Genomic DNA, 16251 nt, shown 5'->3' with positions numbered 1-16251 from the left:
ACACTCACTTAAAGGGAGGTAGAGACTCATGAGCGTCAAGGAAGTGCTGAATGCAATCGGTAGCTTTGACTTAGACCTGAAGGCGGATACGCCTAAGGACATCATCACGGCCATTGGCATGTTCGGCCACGTTGCGATTGTTCCTGGTCGTATTGACCCACGGCAGTATGAAGACGCATTGCTCGATGAGGCTCGCTATGTGGGTGTGCTCAGGGAAAAGACCGTTGGTGGACAGAACGTAAGTCTTGGTGGTGTCGGCATGGCTTGGCACCTCGGAGATGAAGGCACCCGAGGTGCAGTCATTGAGGTACCTGCCACCTTCACCGCTGAGACTTTCCCGAACACCATCACTGGTCTTCTGCCAGCTTCTGTAACGGCTGGAACTCTCTACTCGGTTCCAGGTGGCTACACCTACACAGGTGTCCACCAGTGGCAGACCCCAAGGGACGCTATCCAGTACGTGTGTGAGTACTTCTCTCACACGAATGCGCCTGTGTCTTGGAGGGTGAACAACAATGCCACTCTTGACGCTGGTCCAGAGGAAGACATCTTCGTAACTGATCCCCAGTGCATCATCATTCGCAAGGGTGCCGGAGAAGACCTCAACATCAGGGCACTGCCCGGATCCTTTGAGTCCAAGTTAGACACCGAGGATTACACCACTCGCGTTGTTCTCCTGGCTGAGGGTGAAGGGGCGTCTATCTACCTCGGTGAAGCCACTAAGGACCCGCTACAGAACCCATACAAGGATCTGCACGGTAACGCGCTGATCATTACTCGTGTCGTCTCTGAATCCGATACAACGGCTGAGAACGCGACGGTTCGTGCACAGCTAGCCCTGGACTCTTACGAGGGAACTCGGGCAGAACTCACCCTTAGCACAAAGGACTACGACGTTAAGGGTTCCTTCAGTGTGGGTGACCGCGTCTATGTCTATGATCCAGACGCTGAGTTATACGACACCGACTTTGAAGTTATCTTCCGTGGACAGAGGCTTAACCCAATCGTCCTGAAGGTTACTGAGACTGACTGGCCTATCACTGAGAACTACACAGTTGCTTACCGAGCCAATGACGGCACCTGGTATGACCTCACTGACTATGTTGAGTTTGAGTCTGATGGAGATTCCCGTATCACTGTTGGAGACTTCTCCAGGCAGTTGACTTCCAGCAACACTCAGCCGATCGGCTCTCGTCCCTCTGTAGACACTTCTGTGCCTGATCTGCCTACATGGGTTGAACCTTTCCAGACCACCAACTACCAGGATGACTTAGGGTTCACGCGCTCTAAGGTATTACTCACCTGGAGTGCACCTAACAACGTGGACGGCTCTACTGTTCTCGATGGTGACCACTACGAGATTCAGGTGCGTGTTGATACAGACGCTATCTACCCTCAGTCTTGGTCTTCCGTTAGTTCCACCTCTTGGGCGGATGCTAATTCCTGGTCTCAGCCGTTCACTCCTAACGAGAGTGCGTGGCAGACCTATTACGTCGCCTGGAGTGAGACCACTTACCCAATCAACGACTTGGCTACGGGTGTTGGTTATGACGTCCGTATCCGTGCGGTAGACACTGCCGGAAACCTCGGCGCATGGCGTGAGACCACGATTGTCACCACTCAGGACAACATTCCGCCTAGCACTCCAGCCGCCCCCACTGTGGCAGGAAGCCTCATCGCCGTTCAGGTGGTGCATCAGCTAGGAAAGGCGACGGGCGGAACCTTCAACCTGGAATCCGACTTAGCCCACCTAGAAGTGCACGTGGAATATGAGCCGTACTTCACCCCTTCTGCTGACACGCTGAGGGGAACCGTGAAGGCGGATCAGGGAATGATGACCGGGCACATTCCGGCCGTTGCCACTGTGCCGGTTGAAGAGACCTCTGCCCGTTACGTGAGAGTTATCGCCGTAGACCGAGCTGGTAACAAGTCGCTTCCTTCTGATGCTGCTTCAGCTACGGCTCTGCTGCTGGATTCCCAGTACATCTCTGAGTTGACTGCAAGCAAGATTACGGCTGGAACCCTGAGCGCCAACGTGATCCTCGGAGCGTCTATCCAGACTGCTAGCTCCGGCGCACGAGTGGAGCTGAATCAGAACGGCTTGCAGGCTTTCAACTCGGCCGGACAGCAGACAGTCAGTGTCGGCACAGACGGAAACGTGTCCATCATCGGCACACTTGCCTCTGGTCCTGAAGGTGCGTCTAAGCGTCTCTTAGTGAATCCGTCGACTACTAACCTCCCTGAGATTCGTTTCTACTCGACTGCTGGAACCGAGTACGGAGGAATCAACGGAGCGACCAACAGTAATGACGACGACCATGAAGTAGCAATGGGAATGTTCTCGTCTACATGGATTCCCAGGGACGGCAGCGACACTATCGAGCGTCACAGCCGTATCCGCGTCACTAGGGATGGTGCGCGATTTGAGGTTGTTAAGAGTGAAGACCAGGCCACCAATGGCGGTTTCGTAAACCTCTCTACAACCGGCGCAAGTATCGGTTATGGGGCTAACGGCGTTCAGAGCGTCGGTGGGGTTATCACGGTTAATACCACTGACACGTTTGTTGGTACCAACCGTGGCACGGCCAATGAGAACACTCTATGGCTGTCTACCGACAGGATCAGGATGCTGGGCACGTTTGCTGACTTCCAGACTCCGCTATCCAATGAGGCTCTGTTCACCGGGTCCACGGACGGTACTAGCGGTGGTTCTTCGTTCTCTGTCGGCTTTGGTCCAACGATGGCTTCTCAGTTGCTTCCAATCGTTGCTATCCGAGATGACATTGTCCACTCCAACGCTATTACTGCGTCGGATGCATCTGGATTCACTTTAACCATTAGCCCAGCCGCTAGCGGCTCATGGGCGTTCTACTACTGGTGCTTCAGGATCTAAGGGAGATTGAAAATGGCAGCAGAGCAGTATGAGGTGCAGGCAGTAAGCGAGACGTTTTCCCGTGACGGTAATCCGCTCTGGCATATCGTCTCGCTTAAGCCAGACGGCACCTATCATGATTATGTATTCCCGCAGGACTCCTTAGAGTGGCGTGCGGCCGAGTATTCAATTGACCCTAGCGACGTAGAGACTCTGCTAGACGTCATTCTTCATGAGCCACACAAGGCACCTCTTAACCGAGATGATCCGGCGTTGATGGAGGGGCGCATTTCCCGTGCCGTTATTCCCTCTGCCGGTACGCGTGTGGGCGACTATGAGGCAACCACTCTCTTTAATGCTGAGACAAAGAAGGATGCTCGGGAAGCTCACTTAGTGCGGATCCAGCATGCAAAGGCCAACCGAGTCAAGGTTGTCAGTCCAGCAGGTAAGCCAGACCCACTAGACAAGATTCGTAGCAAGTATCGCAATGAGCCCAAGCTGATTGAAGACAAGCGCAGGGCAGTCAATGAAGGCCGGAGTGTTCTCAGGAAGAACCTGGAAGCCTTTCAGTTAAAGAATAGGAAGGAGGCGTAGAGATGTCCGGAACTAACACAAGTCGGCTTGTCCTCTACAAGCCAAACGCAGCAGACGATATCAACGTAGGTACTGACCTAAATGCAAACTTAGACAGTATCGACCTGAACAGTAACTACCGGGTGTGCACTTCCAGCACTCGCCCTTCTTCTCCTTATGTTGGTCAGTCGATTCTTGAGACGGATACTGGGAAGATTCTTTTCCGTACCAACTCCAGCACGTGGCAGGAAATCTTCACTGCTGGTACTCAGATCTCTCTTAACAACACCAACAATGCGACGCTCGGCAGCACAGGCCACGCTTTCCAGATCGGTCCGACTTCTGGAGTCAACCTCATTGCTGACAACGACTCTCTTGTAGCTCGTAACAATGGCGCCGCTTCCGCTCTCGTCCTGAATGGTACGGGTGGAAACCTGACCGTTGGTGCTTCTGGTTCTACCGTAACCATTGCTGGCACGTTGATTGTGGCTGGGCAGTATCAGCCTGTCATCGTTCAGAAAACCTCTGACACTGCTAGGAACACCAACACTTTTGCTGATGATCCGGCATTGACCGTTTCTCTTGCCGCTAGTGCTAAGTACATTGTTGAGATTCACATCATGTACGGAACCACTGACACAGCGAGGATTAAGACTCAGTGGACTGTGCCTAGTGGCGCTACGGGTACCCGCTTTGCTGAAGGTGCGGATCAGGGAGTCATTCTCTCTAGCACTTCTGCTGGTGGTACTGGACGTCATGGTGCCCACAACTACACAACCGCCGTTCAGTACGGCGGACGTAACGACAACACCTTGTTCTGTGCGGCTCATGAAACCGCACTTGTAACAACCACCAGCTCGGGCACTCTCGCTCTGAGTTGGGCTCAGCAGACCACTACCGCTGGTTCCACACAGGCTGCTGTGGTGGCTGGTGGTAGCTGGATGCGCGTTCAGCGAATTGCCTAAGGAGGGTTGACTCATGAGCGCAGTGACTATTCATGGAACGCTATTGGGAAGTCTTGGACTACGTGACCGCATCATCACTGCGACTCTCGTGGACCTTGACGGCACTCCACAGATTGGCTTTGTCGAGAGTGCAGAAGGGGAGTTGGTCTCTGAGATCGGTGCATCGGCTGGAACCGATGGCAGTTGGTCTATGAGTCTTTATGGCAACGATGACGTGACGTCCGACTATGGAGACACCCTCTACCGGATCACAGAGGGACCAGGGTTCAACCGGTATGGCTCCAACACCTACTTCATCGGTGTGCCGACTACAGGCGGACCGTATTGGGTCGTTGACCTGAAGGTGACTCCACCTGGTGGCGCGGCTCCACAGTCGTTCGCTGTGGTCTCTGTCGACGGCTTGACTGGCGTAGTCGACTTGTCCGGCCGTTACCTGGGACTCGGGGGAGGGACGCTAACCGGCGCCCTCACCCTGAACGCTGATCCGGCGAGTGCACTTCAGGCTGCGACTAAGCAGTACGTAGACAACCACTCAGGGTCCGCAACCGGCGCCTACGTCCCTCTCTCGGGCGGAACGATGTCTGGTGCCCTGGTGCTACCTGGTAACCCCTCTACGGCCCTCCAGGCGGCTCCAAAGCAGTACGTAGACAATGCCGTTGCTGCGGTATCCGGCACGTACGTGGATACGGCTGGAGACACCATGACAGGGGCTCTCACTCTGTCTGGTGCACCTTCTAGCGGTCTTCATGCTGCGACTAAGACGTACGTGGATAACGAGACCACCAGGGCAACAGGTGCTGAAGCCCTGTTGGCTCCTAAGGCTTCTCCTACCTTCACCGGAACTGTGTCCGGCATTACCAAGTCCATGGTTGGACTCGGCAATGTGGACAACACAGCCGACACAGGAAAGCCTGTCAGCACTGCCCAGCAGACTGCCTTGAACCTGAAGGCGGACTTAGCCTCACCAACCTTCACAGGCACGGTTAGCGGTATCTCTAAGTCAATGGTCGGCTTAGGAAACGTAGACAACACTGCGGATACCGGTAAGCCAGTAAGTACGGCTCAGCAGACGGCACTTAACCTGAAGGCTGATCTAGCTTCACCAACGTTCACGGGAACAGTGAACGCGGCGGCTGTCACCACCAGTGGAACCGTGACCGTAGGTGGAAACCTTTCTGTCACAGGTATTGGGTCTGTCGGTTATGTACGGTCTACGTCTAACCAGTCCATTTCGGTAACGGGTCAGACGGCTTCTACCGCTCTGGTTCTACCTGTTGCAGCTAACGCTGAATACTGGGTAGAAGCACAGTTGATCGTCCAGAACACCACAGGTACTTGGACACCCTCTTGGACTGGTCCATCTGGTGCAACCATGAAGTGGAACGACACCACTACGTCCACGGACTACAGCTCTACCATCGGAGCGACTAACAACGCATACGCGGCTAGCGCTAGCGTGCGTCTCGCGTTCCTTAAGGGAGTTCTTAAGACGTCTAGCACAGCGGGAAACCTGACGTTCACAACAAATGCCAGCACTGGAACAACCACTATCCAGTCGGATTCCGCACTGATGATTCGCAGGGTTGCCTAACACACAAAGAAAAAGACCCGAGCCTTTGGCTCGGGTCTTCTGTATTTCTACCGCTTAGAGGGTAGTAGCGCTCACTGCAATCTTATCAATTGCTACTATGTCGAAGTTCCCAGCAACCTTTAGGGCATTCGCAAAATCAGCTAACGCTGTCTCGAAGTCAACTTCTGGCATGGCTCCAAAAACAGTGTTTGGACCAACAGTTACCTGTTCGGTAAGACCACCATCGTATCCGTTCTGGTGGAATCGAAGGTTATAGATAACCCGTCCGTCATCGGTTGCTTCCAATGGTGGGGTGTATAGGCTTGTCATGATTGAGCCTTTCGGTTATTCCGAGTCGCTAGGCACGGACTCGGACTTTAATCGGGTGTTCTCGGCCTGAAGTTCTGCAATCTGCTTCTCTGCATTCTTGAGTGCAGCCTTATGCATAAGCAGTTCATCAGTGGTGAACTTTGTGTGGTCCCTGTATTCATTCAGGACGTCTTCTAGTCCTACCTGCATTTATTGTACTCCCATTCTGGCGTTAATGATGAGGTAGCGGATTCCATTTAGGTCTGGTTCTCGGAACAAGCCTTGACGCTCAAACGTTCGGGGGTCCCCCAACTCACACATCAAGGGATTGAGTCCGGCTTCCTTGTCGCAATGGTCCAGCCCCAACAGGTGGCCTAGCTCATGAGTAACGATGTTCTTAACCGCATAGTCGTGAGCGTGCAGCTTGCCTGTCTTGTACCAATATCCTTCATTGATCCAGACGACTCCACCCATTGTGGAGGATGACCAGTCTCCCTTAGGCCAAGACTTGAGTCCGTAGACAAAGGTATAGGTGCCTGGACGTGCCTGGTAGTTGTCCTTGCCTGGCAGTGGTACGTAGTGGTTCTTGTTGGCGATGTTGAACCTGATGTGTGCCGACTTCATCTCGGGCATTGCGTTTAGTTGGTCAAGGCCAATCTTCACGTAAGGCTTGAGCTTCTTTCGGGACTCCTCATCTCGAAACGTTACGACGTAGGTCTGATTGCGCTTCAACCCAGTGTTGTTACTGAGCTTCCAGCCGTGACCCTTTGTCGGCTGCACGGGAGGCTTATGTGTAGCCGCCTCCCGTGCTCTAGCCATTAGTCGCGCATTGTTGAAGAGTAGGAGTAGGAGCAACATTGCACCCAAGAACCTGATGAGGTTCTTGTGTCGCTTCATTCTTCGGTCTTCATTCCCTCTGCTGATGTGTACATCTCCAACTTCCAAGTGGGGGACTCGGTTGTGCCTGAGACGTCACCTGTTAGGTCAATCCAGTTCTCTGGTTCTTCAGAGTCTGGCTCTAGATGAACTTCCATTAGAGAGGTCGGGTTTCAGCTAGTTGACGCTTTACCTGACGAACGAATACCGGTACTAGCGTTGCAACTACAACGCGTTCCCCCTTCTCGTAGACGTCGGTTTCAGAGAGCATGAACTTGGATACGTACTTCACTCCGTCAATCTTGACGCGAATCTTTAGGGCGAAGTCGTCGGTAGGGTCCTGGGCGGTTGCCTCGCTAAGTAGGTACTCAACTCCTTCAAGATCGATTTCGCTGTCATCTACAGGAATCCAGCTTGAGATGTCAGTCATTGCGTTTTCTCCTTAGTTGGCGCGGTTGTTGAAGAATTCGTTAACGCGCTCAGTTACGAACGCGTCCAGGTCGGTCACGTCGGTTGGCACTCGGTACTTTCCATAGGTACGAGAGCCACTAGGGCCCATGCGAACCTGAACGATGGTTGGACGCTCTACAAGGACTTCAACACTCTCCAGTCCGTCTACTGGCTCCCAGGAAGTCTCATCGGTAGTGATTAAACGTACTTCTGGGAGGGTGTCCTCTGGGGTTACTACTAGCCTCTTACGGAATGGGTTCTTCATTGTGTACTCCTAGTGCTTAGTTGTGCTGGTTGGTCTGTGTGAACTGGGCAAAGTCGTGGCTTAGATCCTTCGTTGCCCACTTGGCAGCGTTGGGGTACTTCTTAGCCAGGATGAAACCCGTCAGCTTCACAAATACGGCTAACCACATCACTAGCGCACTTACGGTTAAAACAATCTCCACGGTGTTATCTCCCTTTGTGTGTGTTAGTAGTCAGGCTCGGATACGTGGAGCCCGTGACTCTTGAAAAGCTTCCTCAGTGCCTGTCGGATGACTTCACTGTGTGAGGTCTGCTGCCTGTCGGCTAGCTCTATGAGGTTGTCTTTGTCTTCTTGGGTTAGAGCGAAGGACTTCAGGTTATTCACTCGCTTAGTGCCGGGCATGTTCACCTTCTTTCTTGTCTTCTTAAGATTTTATCAATGAATGGGCTTCCCGTAGTCGGCTACTCATCCGCCTAGCACTTGGACAAGGGAAGCAGTGATAACCCGAGTAGAAACACCTAGCTTCAAGACGGCTACTGGTGCTTCTCCAGTACGGATCAGCTCATAGAGATGACTCCGGCTGATCCCTAGTGCGTTAGCGGCTTCCGCTACCGAGATGGTTGCTGGCCACCTCTTGATCTCTTCCAGTGTTGGTGTGCTCACGTCTTCTTAGGTGACCGGGACCAACGGGGGTACGTCAAGCCTGTTCAGGCACCAGTTTGTTAGCCCTACTCCTAAGGAGAAGATGCAGGTCAGAGGCTTAAGTGATCCAGAAAAAGTTCTAGTACGGGTACGCCTAAGAGACTCTTAGACCTACTCCTAGTAGTCCTCTTGATCCAGGAGTGCCACTCTTGAAGACTTGCAGGTCAGAGCCTTCTTTCTTGTGACACTTCTACTTCTGTGAGAGAGGCTGCTAGTCTCTTCCTGCTGTCCCTAGATCAAAGGAGAGGTGATGGCTTCCAACATCAAGCGAGTACTGAAGTGCTCCGGATGTGAGCGGATGACTTCAGAGTCCGCTACCAAAGACGTCCTTGTAAGCCACTCGGCTAAGGGCGGGAAGAAGTGCCCGAGCACAAAGCCTGTGAAGGGTGGTCCGGTGAGGTACCGGACTGTCGTAGACGCTGGGCGGGATCCGGCTACGGGAAAGCGGATCCAGAAGACAATCACGGCGGACACTCAGAAGGACCTGAAGTCCGAGGTTGCTCGTCTCACCGTTGCGAAGGATGACGGCACAGCCGTTGTCCCGAGCAAGATGACGGTAGAAGGGCTTCTCACCAAGTGGCTTGACCGCATGAAGGGCAGGGTGGAGGAAGGCACCTATGCCAAGTACGAGACCATGACTGGTCGGCTCACTGGTCGGCTCGGTGCACTGCTGGTCAAGGAACTCACGTCCACGCACGTGGAGGACTTCAGGGACTACATGCTCACTGAAGGGCGCGTCCACGGGAGGCAGGGACCAGGGCTCAGCGTCGGTTTCGTGGACGAGATGCTTACCGTCCTGCGTCGGTCGCTCAACTACGCCATGGAACTCAAGATTGTGTCCATGAACGTAGCCAAAGGAGAGTTCACCTCTATCGCTTCCACGGTTCGGAAGCAGTACGAGGAAGACCACGAGAGCGAAGAACCGTGGGACGAGAAGGAGGTGAAAGCCTTCCTGCGAGGCATCAGGAATGAGCGGCTGTTCGCGTCGTTCCTTCTCTCCCTGATGGGTCTCCGTCCGGCTGAGGTCTGCGGACTGAAGTGGGATGCCGTCGACTTCGAGAACGGCATCCTGTCGGTGCACAGCACTCGGACCATGGTCCGCAGCACGAAGGTTCTGGAAAAGCGGACCAAGACGGATGCTGGTAAGCGTCGGCTCCTGATCCCGCTTCCGGTGCTTGCCGCGTTGGCGGCTCTGAGGGCCGTTCAGGAAGCCGAGAAGGTCACGGCCGGAAGCGCGTACGCAGACAAGGGCTACGTGACCGCTACGGGGCTTGGAGAGCCTCTGAACACCCAGCAGTACAGGCGGCTTGCCTACCGACTGATGAAGTCGACTGGGCTCCGTCAGGTGCGGCTCTACTCGGCGCGGTCGGCAACGCTCACCCTGCTGGCCAACGCAGGTGTGCCGGACCAGGTGCTTGCCGACTGGGCTGGACACACCAGTGCAGCCACCACCAGGAAGCACTACGTGAAGAAGAACCCTCAGACCCTGGGGGCCGCACGAGAAGTGCTGGACAAGGTGCTCTCACTGGAACCGTGAGATTCCGTGAGATTCGGTCCCCAATCTGAGGGGTGATACAACCTCTGACCTGGACGTCTTGCCATGGTTGATAAAACTACGTGTGGGTATTGCCACATCATGGGCGCCGCGTCGCCCCGCTAGGGTCTGTGCACTGCCTACAAAACGACCACCTTCATGACCCCCTCACGACCACTCCCAGGGCCCGGAGGCACCAGCATGGCCGGATCGCCGTTCGCGTGGATCGACGAGCAGGCGCACCAGCGCCTGCAGGCCGGACTCGTCCGCACCCTGCGCCCCCGCGCCGCCGACTCACCCCTTCTCGATCTGGCGAGCAACGACTACCTGGGGCTGGCCCGCCACCCCGAGATCACGGCGGCCGCCGCCCGGGCCGCGCACCGCTGGGGCGCCGGTGCGACCGGCTCGCGGCTCGTCTCCGGCACGACCGAACTTCATGGCGAACTCGAACGTGAGCTCGCGGACTTCTGCGGCTTCGAGTCCGCGCTCGTCTTCTCCTCCGGCTACGCGGCCAATCTCGCTGTGGTGACCACGCTCGCGCCGCACGGCTCGCTGGTCGTCTCGGACGCGGGCAACCACGCCTCCCTCATCGACGGCTGCCGGCTCGCCCGGGGCGCGACCCAGGTCGTGGCGCACGCCGACCCCGACGCCGTGCGCAAGGCCCTGGGCACGCACGAGGGTCCCGCCGTCGCCGTGTCCGACACGGTCTTCTCGGTGGACGGCGACGCGGCCCCGCTGGCCGAACTCGCCACCGCCTGCCGCGAGCACGGCGCGGCGCTGCTCGTCGACGACGCGCACGGGCTGGGCGTCCTGGGCGACGGCGGCCGGGGCGCCCCGCAGGCCGCGGGGCTCGCGGGCGCCCCGGACGTGGTCGTGACCGCCACGCTCTCCAAGTCGTTCGGCAGCCAGGGCGGAGCCGTCCTCGGCCCCGCCCCGGTCATCGACCACCTGGTCAACGCGGCGCGCACCTTCATCTTCGACACCGGTCTCGCGCCCGCGGCGGCGGGCGCGGCCCTGGCGGCGCTCAGGCTGCTGCGCCGTGAGCCGGAGCGCGCCGCCCGGGCCCGTGAGGTGGCGACGGCGCTGCACACCCGGCTGACCGCCGAGGGCCTGGAAGCCGTACGACCGGACGCCGCCGTGGTCTCCGTGCGCGCGCCGTCCCCCGAGCAGGCCGTGCGGTGGGCCGCCGACTGCCGTGAAGCGGGACTCGCCGTCGGCTGCTTCCGCCCCCCGTCCGTGCCGGACGGCATCTCACGGCTGCGGCTTACCGCCCGCGCGGACCTCACCGACGCGCAGATCGAGCACGCCGTCGGCGTGATCAGTTCAGTCCGGCGACAAAGCCCTCCCAACTGGCGGGAGTGAAGAGCAGGGCGGGGCCCGCCTTGTTCTTGGAATCGCGCACGGCGACCAGTCCGGCCCAGGGTCCTGGGCCGGGTCGGGCCGTCTCGACGCAGTTGTTCATTCCCGTACTACGGCTGCTGCGCAGCCATCGCACGTCACGGAGTGAAGTACTGGAACGTACGTACCGAGGCAGTGCAGTCATGGGGGTGCCTCCTTACGCGCCGTCACCTATCCCGGCGATGTAGTCCAACGAGTCCTCGGGCGAAAGGGCGTGGAACTGAAGGGCGTTGAAGGCCTCGGTGTAGGCCTGAAGGTCTTCTTTCCGTTCGAGATAGAGGCTACTCGTCAAGTGGTCGAGAACAACCACATCCAGATCAGTTGTGTTCGGAAATGAGAAGATAACGAAAGGCCCGGTGACGCCGATATGGGCTCCCGCGGCGAACGGCAGTACCTGTAGCCGCACTTGAGGCAGGGCGGCGGCCTCTCGCAGACGCACCAGTTGCCGAGCCATCACCTCCGGGCCGCCGACCTCGCGTCTTAACACGGCCTCGTCCAGGACCGCGGTCAGTTCCAGCGGCGGATGCGAACGCAGGACGACCTGCCGGGCGAGGCGTACCTCGACGAGCGCGTCGAGCTTGCCGTCCTCCAGGCCGCCGACGGCGACCCGGGTCACCTCCCGTGCGTACTCGGGTGTCTGGAGCAGTCCGGGTACCACCGAGGTCTCCAGCGTGCGCATGCCGCTGGCCTGGGACTCCAGACTGATGAAGTCGCGGTACGTGGGCGGCAGTACCCCGCGGTAGGCGTGCCACCAGTGATGGCGGCCGTTGCCCTCGGAGCCCGCGAGGCCGACCAGGAGCTCCCGTAACTCTGGTTCCGTGACGGCGTAGGCGTCCAACAGGCGCTCCACGTCGGCCGGTTTCACCCCACTGATACCGGTCTCGATCCGGCTCACCTTCGACTGGTGCCAGCCGACGAGACGGGCCGCCTCACCACTGGTGAGACCCACACCGGCGCGCAGCGCGCGCAGTTCGGCACCGAGCTTGCGGCGGCGCACCGCGGGACCGTGCTGCATGGCCGTACTCCTTACTCCTTCCGAGCCGCCCAAATACGCTCCGCCGTCGCAGAGTTCACCGCATCGAGCGACAGATATATGCATATCTCGGTGGATCGCACCCGTGACCGGTCCAGTGATGGCAGTCTGGCGCGAAGCACCAGTCCGGGACCGTACTCGAACCATCCGCTCCGTGTCGGACTCCGGTCCCGTGGGAAAGGGACGACGTCGCCATGGCAGATCACCTGGAAGCATCCGTCACTCTGCCGAGCGATCCCGCCTCGGTCTCCGCGGCCCGGAATTTCGTCGCCGATGTGCTGGCCGAATGGGGCCTGCCGTGCGACGCCGAAGTCGCGGACACCGTACGCCTGATCGTGTCAGAACTAGCCACCAACGCCGTCCAGCACACGTTCGGCCAGTCGCCCACCTTCACGGTGGACGTCCAGCTCGACCGAGACGAACACCTGCGGATCGGCGTCACCGACAGCCATCCGCGCTTTCCGAAACGTCTGCCTGCCGCCGTCCAGCAGGACAACGGGCGCGGCATGGTGATCATCCGCTGGCTGACCGCCGAATGCGGCGGCAGACTCGTCGTCCGGCCCACCCGTGAGGGCGGCAAGACGGTCGCCATCGAGCTGCCCTGGACGGTGCCGGCCGAGCCGGTGACGGCCGGCGGTCCACAAGAGCCCTGAGGAGCGGCTCAGTTGTCGTGTCTGCGCTGTCCCGCGCATCCGAAGGTGCCGCGCAGCAGGGCCCGGAAGGCTCGGCCGCCGGTGCCGAGCGGTCCCCGGTCCGGTGGACGAGGGAGATCGTACGGCGCGGATCTCCCGGTTCCAGCAACCCCGGCCCCACCGGAGCCGCCGCCGTCCCGACCACCCACTCGGGCACGACCGTGCAGTGCGGCCGGTTCGGCCGACAGCAGCCGGGACGGACCGCCCACTGCGGCAGGGGTTCGTCACCCACGCGCTCGACCCGATGGCGCCGATCACCTTCCTCGGCCGGCTGTCGCGGTTCGTGTCCGCGGGCAGTGGGGAGATGAGCGCGTTCACGGCTCTCGGTGCGGTCTCACGGTTCTCGGTCCGGTGCTCCCTTCGGAGCCGTTGCTCCGCTGACGACGGCACGGTGCACCAGGCCCGGCAGGAGGGCCCACAGCGCCACACAGACGAGCAGGGTGCCCGCGCCCGAGGCGATCCCGGCGGCGCGTCCCAGCGCCACGTCCACGGCGAGCAGCACCGATCCGGTCAGCGCCAGCATGAGCACGCCCATCCCGACCGTGGCCAGGACGGAGGAGACCCGCACGATGGTCGGCTTCGCGCCCTGCCGGAAGAGCGACCTGTGCAGCGCGGCCGGCGCCGTGAAGAGCGCGGCGGCCACCACGGCCAGCAGGAGGGTGGTGACGTACGTGGCGCGCTGCACCGTGTCGAGGGACGGGAAGCGCGGGGTGAAGGCCAGTGTCAGCAGGAACGCGAAGAGGATCTGCACACCGGTCTGCGTGACACGCAGCTCCTGGAGCAGCTCGCCGAAGTTGCGATCGGCGCGCTCGAGGGGCGTCTCGTTCCGTTCCTCGGGGGAAGGTCGCTCAGCCATGCTGAACGAGTAACCGGTCCGTCCGCTTTTCACGCCTGGGGGGTGGAACCCCGAGGGGGTGCCGGCCGGCGGCACCCCCTCGGGCAGGTCAGCTGACCCGGCCGTACCAGACGCTCTTCGTCCAGATCTTCTGCAGCTTCACGACCTCCCCTGTCTTCGGGGAGTGCCAGATCTTTCCCTTCCCGGCGTAGATGCCGACGTGGTACACGTTCCGGCCCGAGTGGAAGAACACCAGGTCTCCGGCCTTGCGGTGGGACGCGGAGATGTGGTGCGTCTTGTTGTACTGCGCCGCGGCCGTACGAGGCAGCGTCTTGCCCGCCTTCTTGTACGAGTAGAGCGTGAGCCCGGAGCAGTCGAAGCGGCGTGGCCCGGCGGCACCGTACTGGTACGGGGAGCCCTTCTTGGAAGCCGCGACCTGAAGTGCCTTCGTCGCCAACGTGGCCGCTTCGGCGTCGGATGCGACGCCAGGAACCACGAGGCTGCCGCCCACGGCGGCGATGGTGAGCGCCGAGGCCGTACCGGCCCGGGTCCACAGCGACGGGACACGATTGAGCGCAGTCATGCGCAACCCTTCGTCAGCCGCCTGTGAAGGATGACCTGTCGGATTCGGGCTGGCGAAGTAGCCCGGCCGCTTGCGCGGCTTCACCCCAAGGACCGCCCGGATTGCTCCGGCGACCCGTCTTGCTGGGTCCTCCACTCCTGCCGATGCACTTCTGTCGACCGGTCATCCGGGCAGCGGCAGGACTCGGCGTCCGCCCGGACCGCCCCGCCGCTGTGGCGGGGGCTTGTCGTCGGAAGGGATCTTCACGCATAGCAGTCAGAAAATCCGAGCGGAACCGGCGATTTGTGGGGTTACTCACCACTCACCCGTTCGGGTGGACGACCCCCTGTTCGGGCGATGTTGGGGATGGCGACGACGCGCCCACCAGCACCGGAGCGTCTCATTCCGCCTCCAGGCTACGCGCGTTGCGCAACTTTTTCGGTTCCCCGAAGGGGCGTGTGACTACTCCATCAGGGGGTACGCCATCTGGTCCGTTTGAAGCCCGGGCCGGACGCCTCGTCGACTCGGCGCGCACGGCGGCCCGGGTGTGGATGTGTCAATTGTCGGCGTCGGGCGGCAGGGTGACGCGGGCCGCCCGACGCTCACCGTCGAGGACGCGCAGAGCCTGCGCCAGGGTCGGCGCGTGCACCTCGCTCTCGCCGCGCTGGTGCATCAGCGCGAGGGCGTCCCGCAGCTCGGTGGCCTTGGCGACCAGCGCCTGGGCGGCACGCAGCCCGCGGTAGGTGTCTCCGGGCCTGGCCGGGTTGATACGGCCGAGCAGGTCGACCACATCGAGGTAACGGTCGATCAGCTCGGCCTCGGCTCGCGTCAGCGCGGGCAGCGGGGGCAGTTCGGGCACCATCGGCGGATCACCTCGCGTCGGGTGTGGCGTTCCTCGCACCGGGCGCGGTGCGCGAGGTCTTGCGGCTGGGGATGATCCCGTCCACCAGTCCGTACGCCAACGCGGCCTGAGCGTCCAGGATCTTGTCCCGCTCGATGTCGGCGGCGACCTGTTCAGGACTCTGCCCCGTGTGCCGTACGAGCATGTCCTCCAGCAGCCTCCGAGTGCGCATCAACTCCTCGGCCTGGAGGGCCAGATCGCTCGCCTGCCCCTCTACCGGCTCGGGAAGTGAGGGCTGGTGGATCAGCACCCGGGCCCTCGGCAGCGCGAACCGCTTGCCCGGCGCGCCGCCGGCCAGCAGTACGGCGGCGGCCGACGCGGCCTGTCCCAGGCAGGTGGTCTCCACGTCGCAGCTGACGAACTGCATCGTGTCGTAGATCGCCGTCATCGCGCTGAACGAGCCGCCGGGGGAGTTGATGTACAGCGCGATGTCCTGGTCCGGCGCCAGGTATTCGAGGTGCATGAACTGCGCCATCACGTCGTTCGCCGAGGTGTCGTCGATCGGCGTCCCGAGGAACACGATCCGCTCGTCGAGCAGCTTCGAGTACGGATCCAGGGTCCGGTGCCCCATGCTCGTCCGCTCGGTGAACTCGGGCAGGACGTAACGGGCGGACGGTTCATTCATGACACGCGCCTCCTGAGAAGGGTTCTGTAAAAAATGTACAGGACGTACAGAACGAGGGAAGGGTGCTCGGCTGACAGCGAAAATCCCCGCGCGCCGCCGGCGGGGAGGGT

The 16251-nt window shown here is 60.0% G+C and carries 17 protein-coding genes and 1 riboswitch; of the genes, 7 read left to right on the top strand and 10 right to left on the bottom strand.

What is annotated here, in order from left to right:
- Nucleotides 1-28 precede the first annotated feature (28 nt).
- The 4 genes from AQJ27_RS56660 to AQJ27_RS56645 are packed head-to-tail and all read left to right on the top strand — an operon-like array spanning nt 29 to nt 6001.
- On the top strand, nt 29-2893 hold the full coding sequence (locus tag AQJ27_RS56660) for a fibronectin type III domain-containing protein (RefSeq protein WP_159064482.1): 2865 nt from the start codon (nt 29-31) through the stop codon (nt 2891-2893).
- Between the two features lie 12 nt (nt 2894-2905).
- Nucleotides 2906-3466 carry a hypothetical protein gene (locus AQJ27_RS56655; protein WP_159064481.1) on the top strand — a complete coding sequence of 187 codons (561 nt, stop codon included), beginning with the start codon at nt 2906-2908 and terminating at the stop codon, nt 3464-3466.
- A 2-nt stretch (nt 3467-3468) separates the two neighbouring features.
- A complete protein-coding gene (locus tag AQJ27_RS56650; protein WP_159064480.1) occupies nt 3469-4410 on the top strand; it encodes a hypothetical protein in 942 nt (313 codons plus the stop codon).
- A 13-nt stretch (nt 4411-4423) separates the two neighbouring features.
- Nucleotides 4424-6001 (top strand): hypothetical protein, encoded by a 1578-nt coding sequence (locus AQJ27_RS56645; RefSeq protein WP_159064479.1) that lies wholly within the window; start codon nt 4424-4426, stop codon nt 5999-6001.
- 498 nt (nt 6002-6499) lie between these two features.
- On the opposite strand, the gene AQJ27_RS55825 is transcribed toward AQJ27_RS56645, so the two are convergent.
- The 4 genes from AQJ27_RS55825 to AQJ27_RS52970 all read right to left on the bottom strand — a co-directional run bounded on the left by AQJ27_RS55825 (nt 6500) and on the right by AQJ27_RS52970 (nt 8522).
- Nucleotides 6500-7069 (bottom strand): matrixin family metalloprotease, encoded by a 570-nt coding sequence (locus AQJ27_RS55825; protein WP_159064478.1) that lies wholly within the window; start codon nt 7067-7069, stop codon nt 6500-6502.
- 253 nt (nt 7070-7322) lie between these two features.
- A complete protein-coding gene (locus tag AQJ27_RS56640; protein ID WP_159064477.1) occupies nt 7323-7595 on the bottom strand; it encodes a hypothetical protein in 273 nt (90 codons plus the stop codon).
- 489 nt (nt 7596-8084) lie between these two features.
- Entirely contained in the window at nt 8085-8261 is a 177-nt protein-coding gene (locus tag AQJ27_RS60935; protein WP_079065526.1) for a ribbon-helix-helix protein, CopG family, read from the bottom strand.
- A gap of 63 nt (nt 8262-8324) precedes the next feature.
- Nucleotides 8325-8522, bottom strand: a complete 198-nt coding sequence (locus AQJ27_RS52970; protein WP_079065525.1) for a helix-turn-helix transcriptional regulator — start codon at nt 8520-8522, stop codon at nt 8325-8327.
- Between the two features lie 289 nt (nt 8523-8811).
- On the opposite strand from AQJ27_RS52970, the gene AQJ27_RS37205 reads away from it, so the two are divergent.
- The gene (locus AQJ27_RS37205; RefSeq protein ID WP_079065524.1) at nt 8812-10098 is read left to right on the top strand and encodes a site-specific integrase; all 1287 of its coding nucleotides are present in this window, start codon (nt 8812-8814) and stop codon (nt 10096-10098) included.
- A gap of 198 nt (nt 10099-10296) precedes the next feature.
- Nucleotides 10297-11457, top strand: a complete 1161-nt coding sequence (locus AQJ27_RS37200; RefSeq protein WP_067378758.1) for an 8-amino-7-oxononanoate synthase — start codon at nt 10297-10299, stop codon at nt 11455-11457.
- Here AQJ27_RS37200 and AQJ27_RS52965 read toward each other — a convergent pair.
- The gene (locus AQJ27_RS52965; protein WP_079065523.1) at nt 11414-11638 is read right to left on the bottom strand and encodes a DUF397 domain-containing protein; all 225 of its coding nucleotides are present in this window, start codon (nt 11636-11638) and stop codon (nt 11414-11416) included. The two genes, AQJ27_RS37200 and AQJ27_RS52965, sit on opposite strands and share 44 nt — an antisense overlap.
- Nucleotides 11639-11650: 12 nt before the next feature.
- Nucleotides 11651-12508, bottom strand: coding sequence for a helix-turn-helix domain-containing protein (locus AQJ27_RS37195; protein WP_067378755.1), 858 nt, complete (start codon nt 12506-12508; stop codon nt 11651-11653).
- A 212-nt stretch (nt 12509-12720) separates the two neighbouring features.
- On the opposite strand from AQJ27_RS37195, the gene AQJ27_RS37190 reads away from it, so the two are divergent.
- A complete protein-coding gene (locus tag AQJ27_RS37190) occupies nt 12721-13179 on the top strand; it encodes an ATP-binding protein (RefSeq protein ID WP_067378753.1) in 459 nt (152 codons plus the stop codon).
- Nucleotides 13180-13552: 373 nt separating this feature from the next.
- Here AQJ27_RS37190 and AQJ27_RS37185 read toward each other — a convergent pair whose 3' ends face one another.
- The 4 genes from AQJ27_RS37185 to AQJ27_RS37170 form a co-directional block, all read right to left on the bottom strand.
- Nucleotides 13553-14074, bottom strand: a complete 522-nt coding sequence (locus AQJ27_RS37185; protein WP_067378750.1) for a DUF6328 family protein — start codon at nt 14072-14074, stop codon at nt 13553-13555.
- 88 nt (nt 14075-14162) lie between these two features.
- Nucleotides 14163-14636 carry a C40 family peptidase gene (locus AQJ27_RS37180; protein WP_067378747.1) on the bottom strand — a complete coding sequence of 158 codons (474 nt, stop codon included), beginning with the start codon at nt 14634-14636 and terminating at the stop codon, nt 14163-14165.
- A gap of 3 nt (nt 14637-14639) precedes the next feature.
- Nucleotides 14640-14794: riboswitch (cyclic di-AMP (ydaO/yuaA leader) on the bottom strand.
- 377 nt (nt 14795-15171) lie between these two features.
- Nucleotides 15172-15477 (bottom strand): hypothetical protein, encoded by a 306-nt coding sequence (locus AQJ27_RS37175; protein ID WP_054228981.1) that lies wholly within the window; start codon nt 15475-15477, stop codon nt 15172-15174.
- 7 nt (nt 15478-15484) lie between these two features.
- Nucleotides 15485-16141 (bottom strand): ATP-dependent Clp protease proteolytic subunit, encoded by a 657-nt coding sequence (locus AQJ27_RS37170; protein WP_067378744.1) that lies wholly within the window; start codon nt 16139-16141, stop codon nt 15485-15487.
- Between the last annotated feature and the right edge of the window lie 110 nt (nt 16142-16251).

It is taken from the genome of Streptomyces olivochromogenes, assembly GCF_001514115.1.
GTDB classification, from domain to species: Bacteria; Actinomycetota; Actinomycetes; order Streptomycetales; family Streptomycetaceae; genus Streptomyces; species Streptomyces olivochromogenes.
The sequence above is the reverse complement of the archived record's forward strand: the minus strand, read 5'-3'. Positions and strand labels throughout refer to the sequence as shown.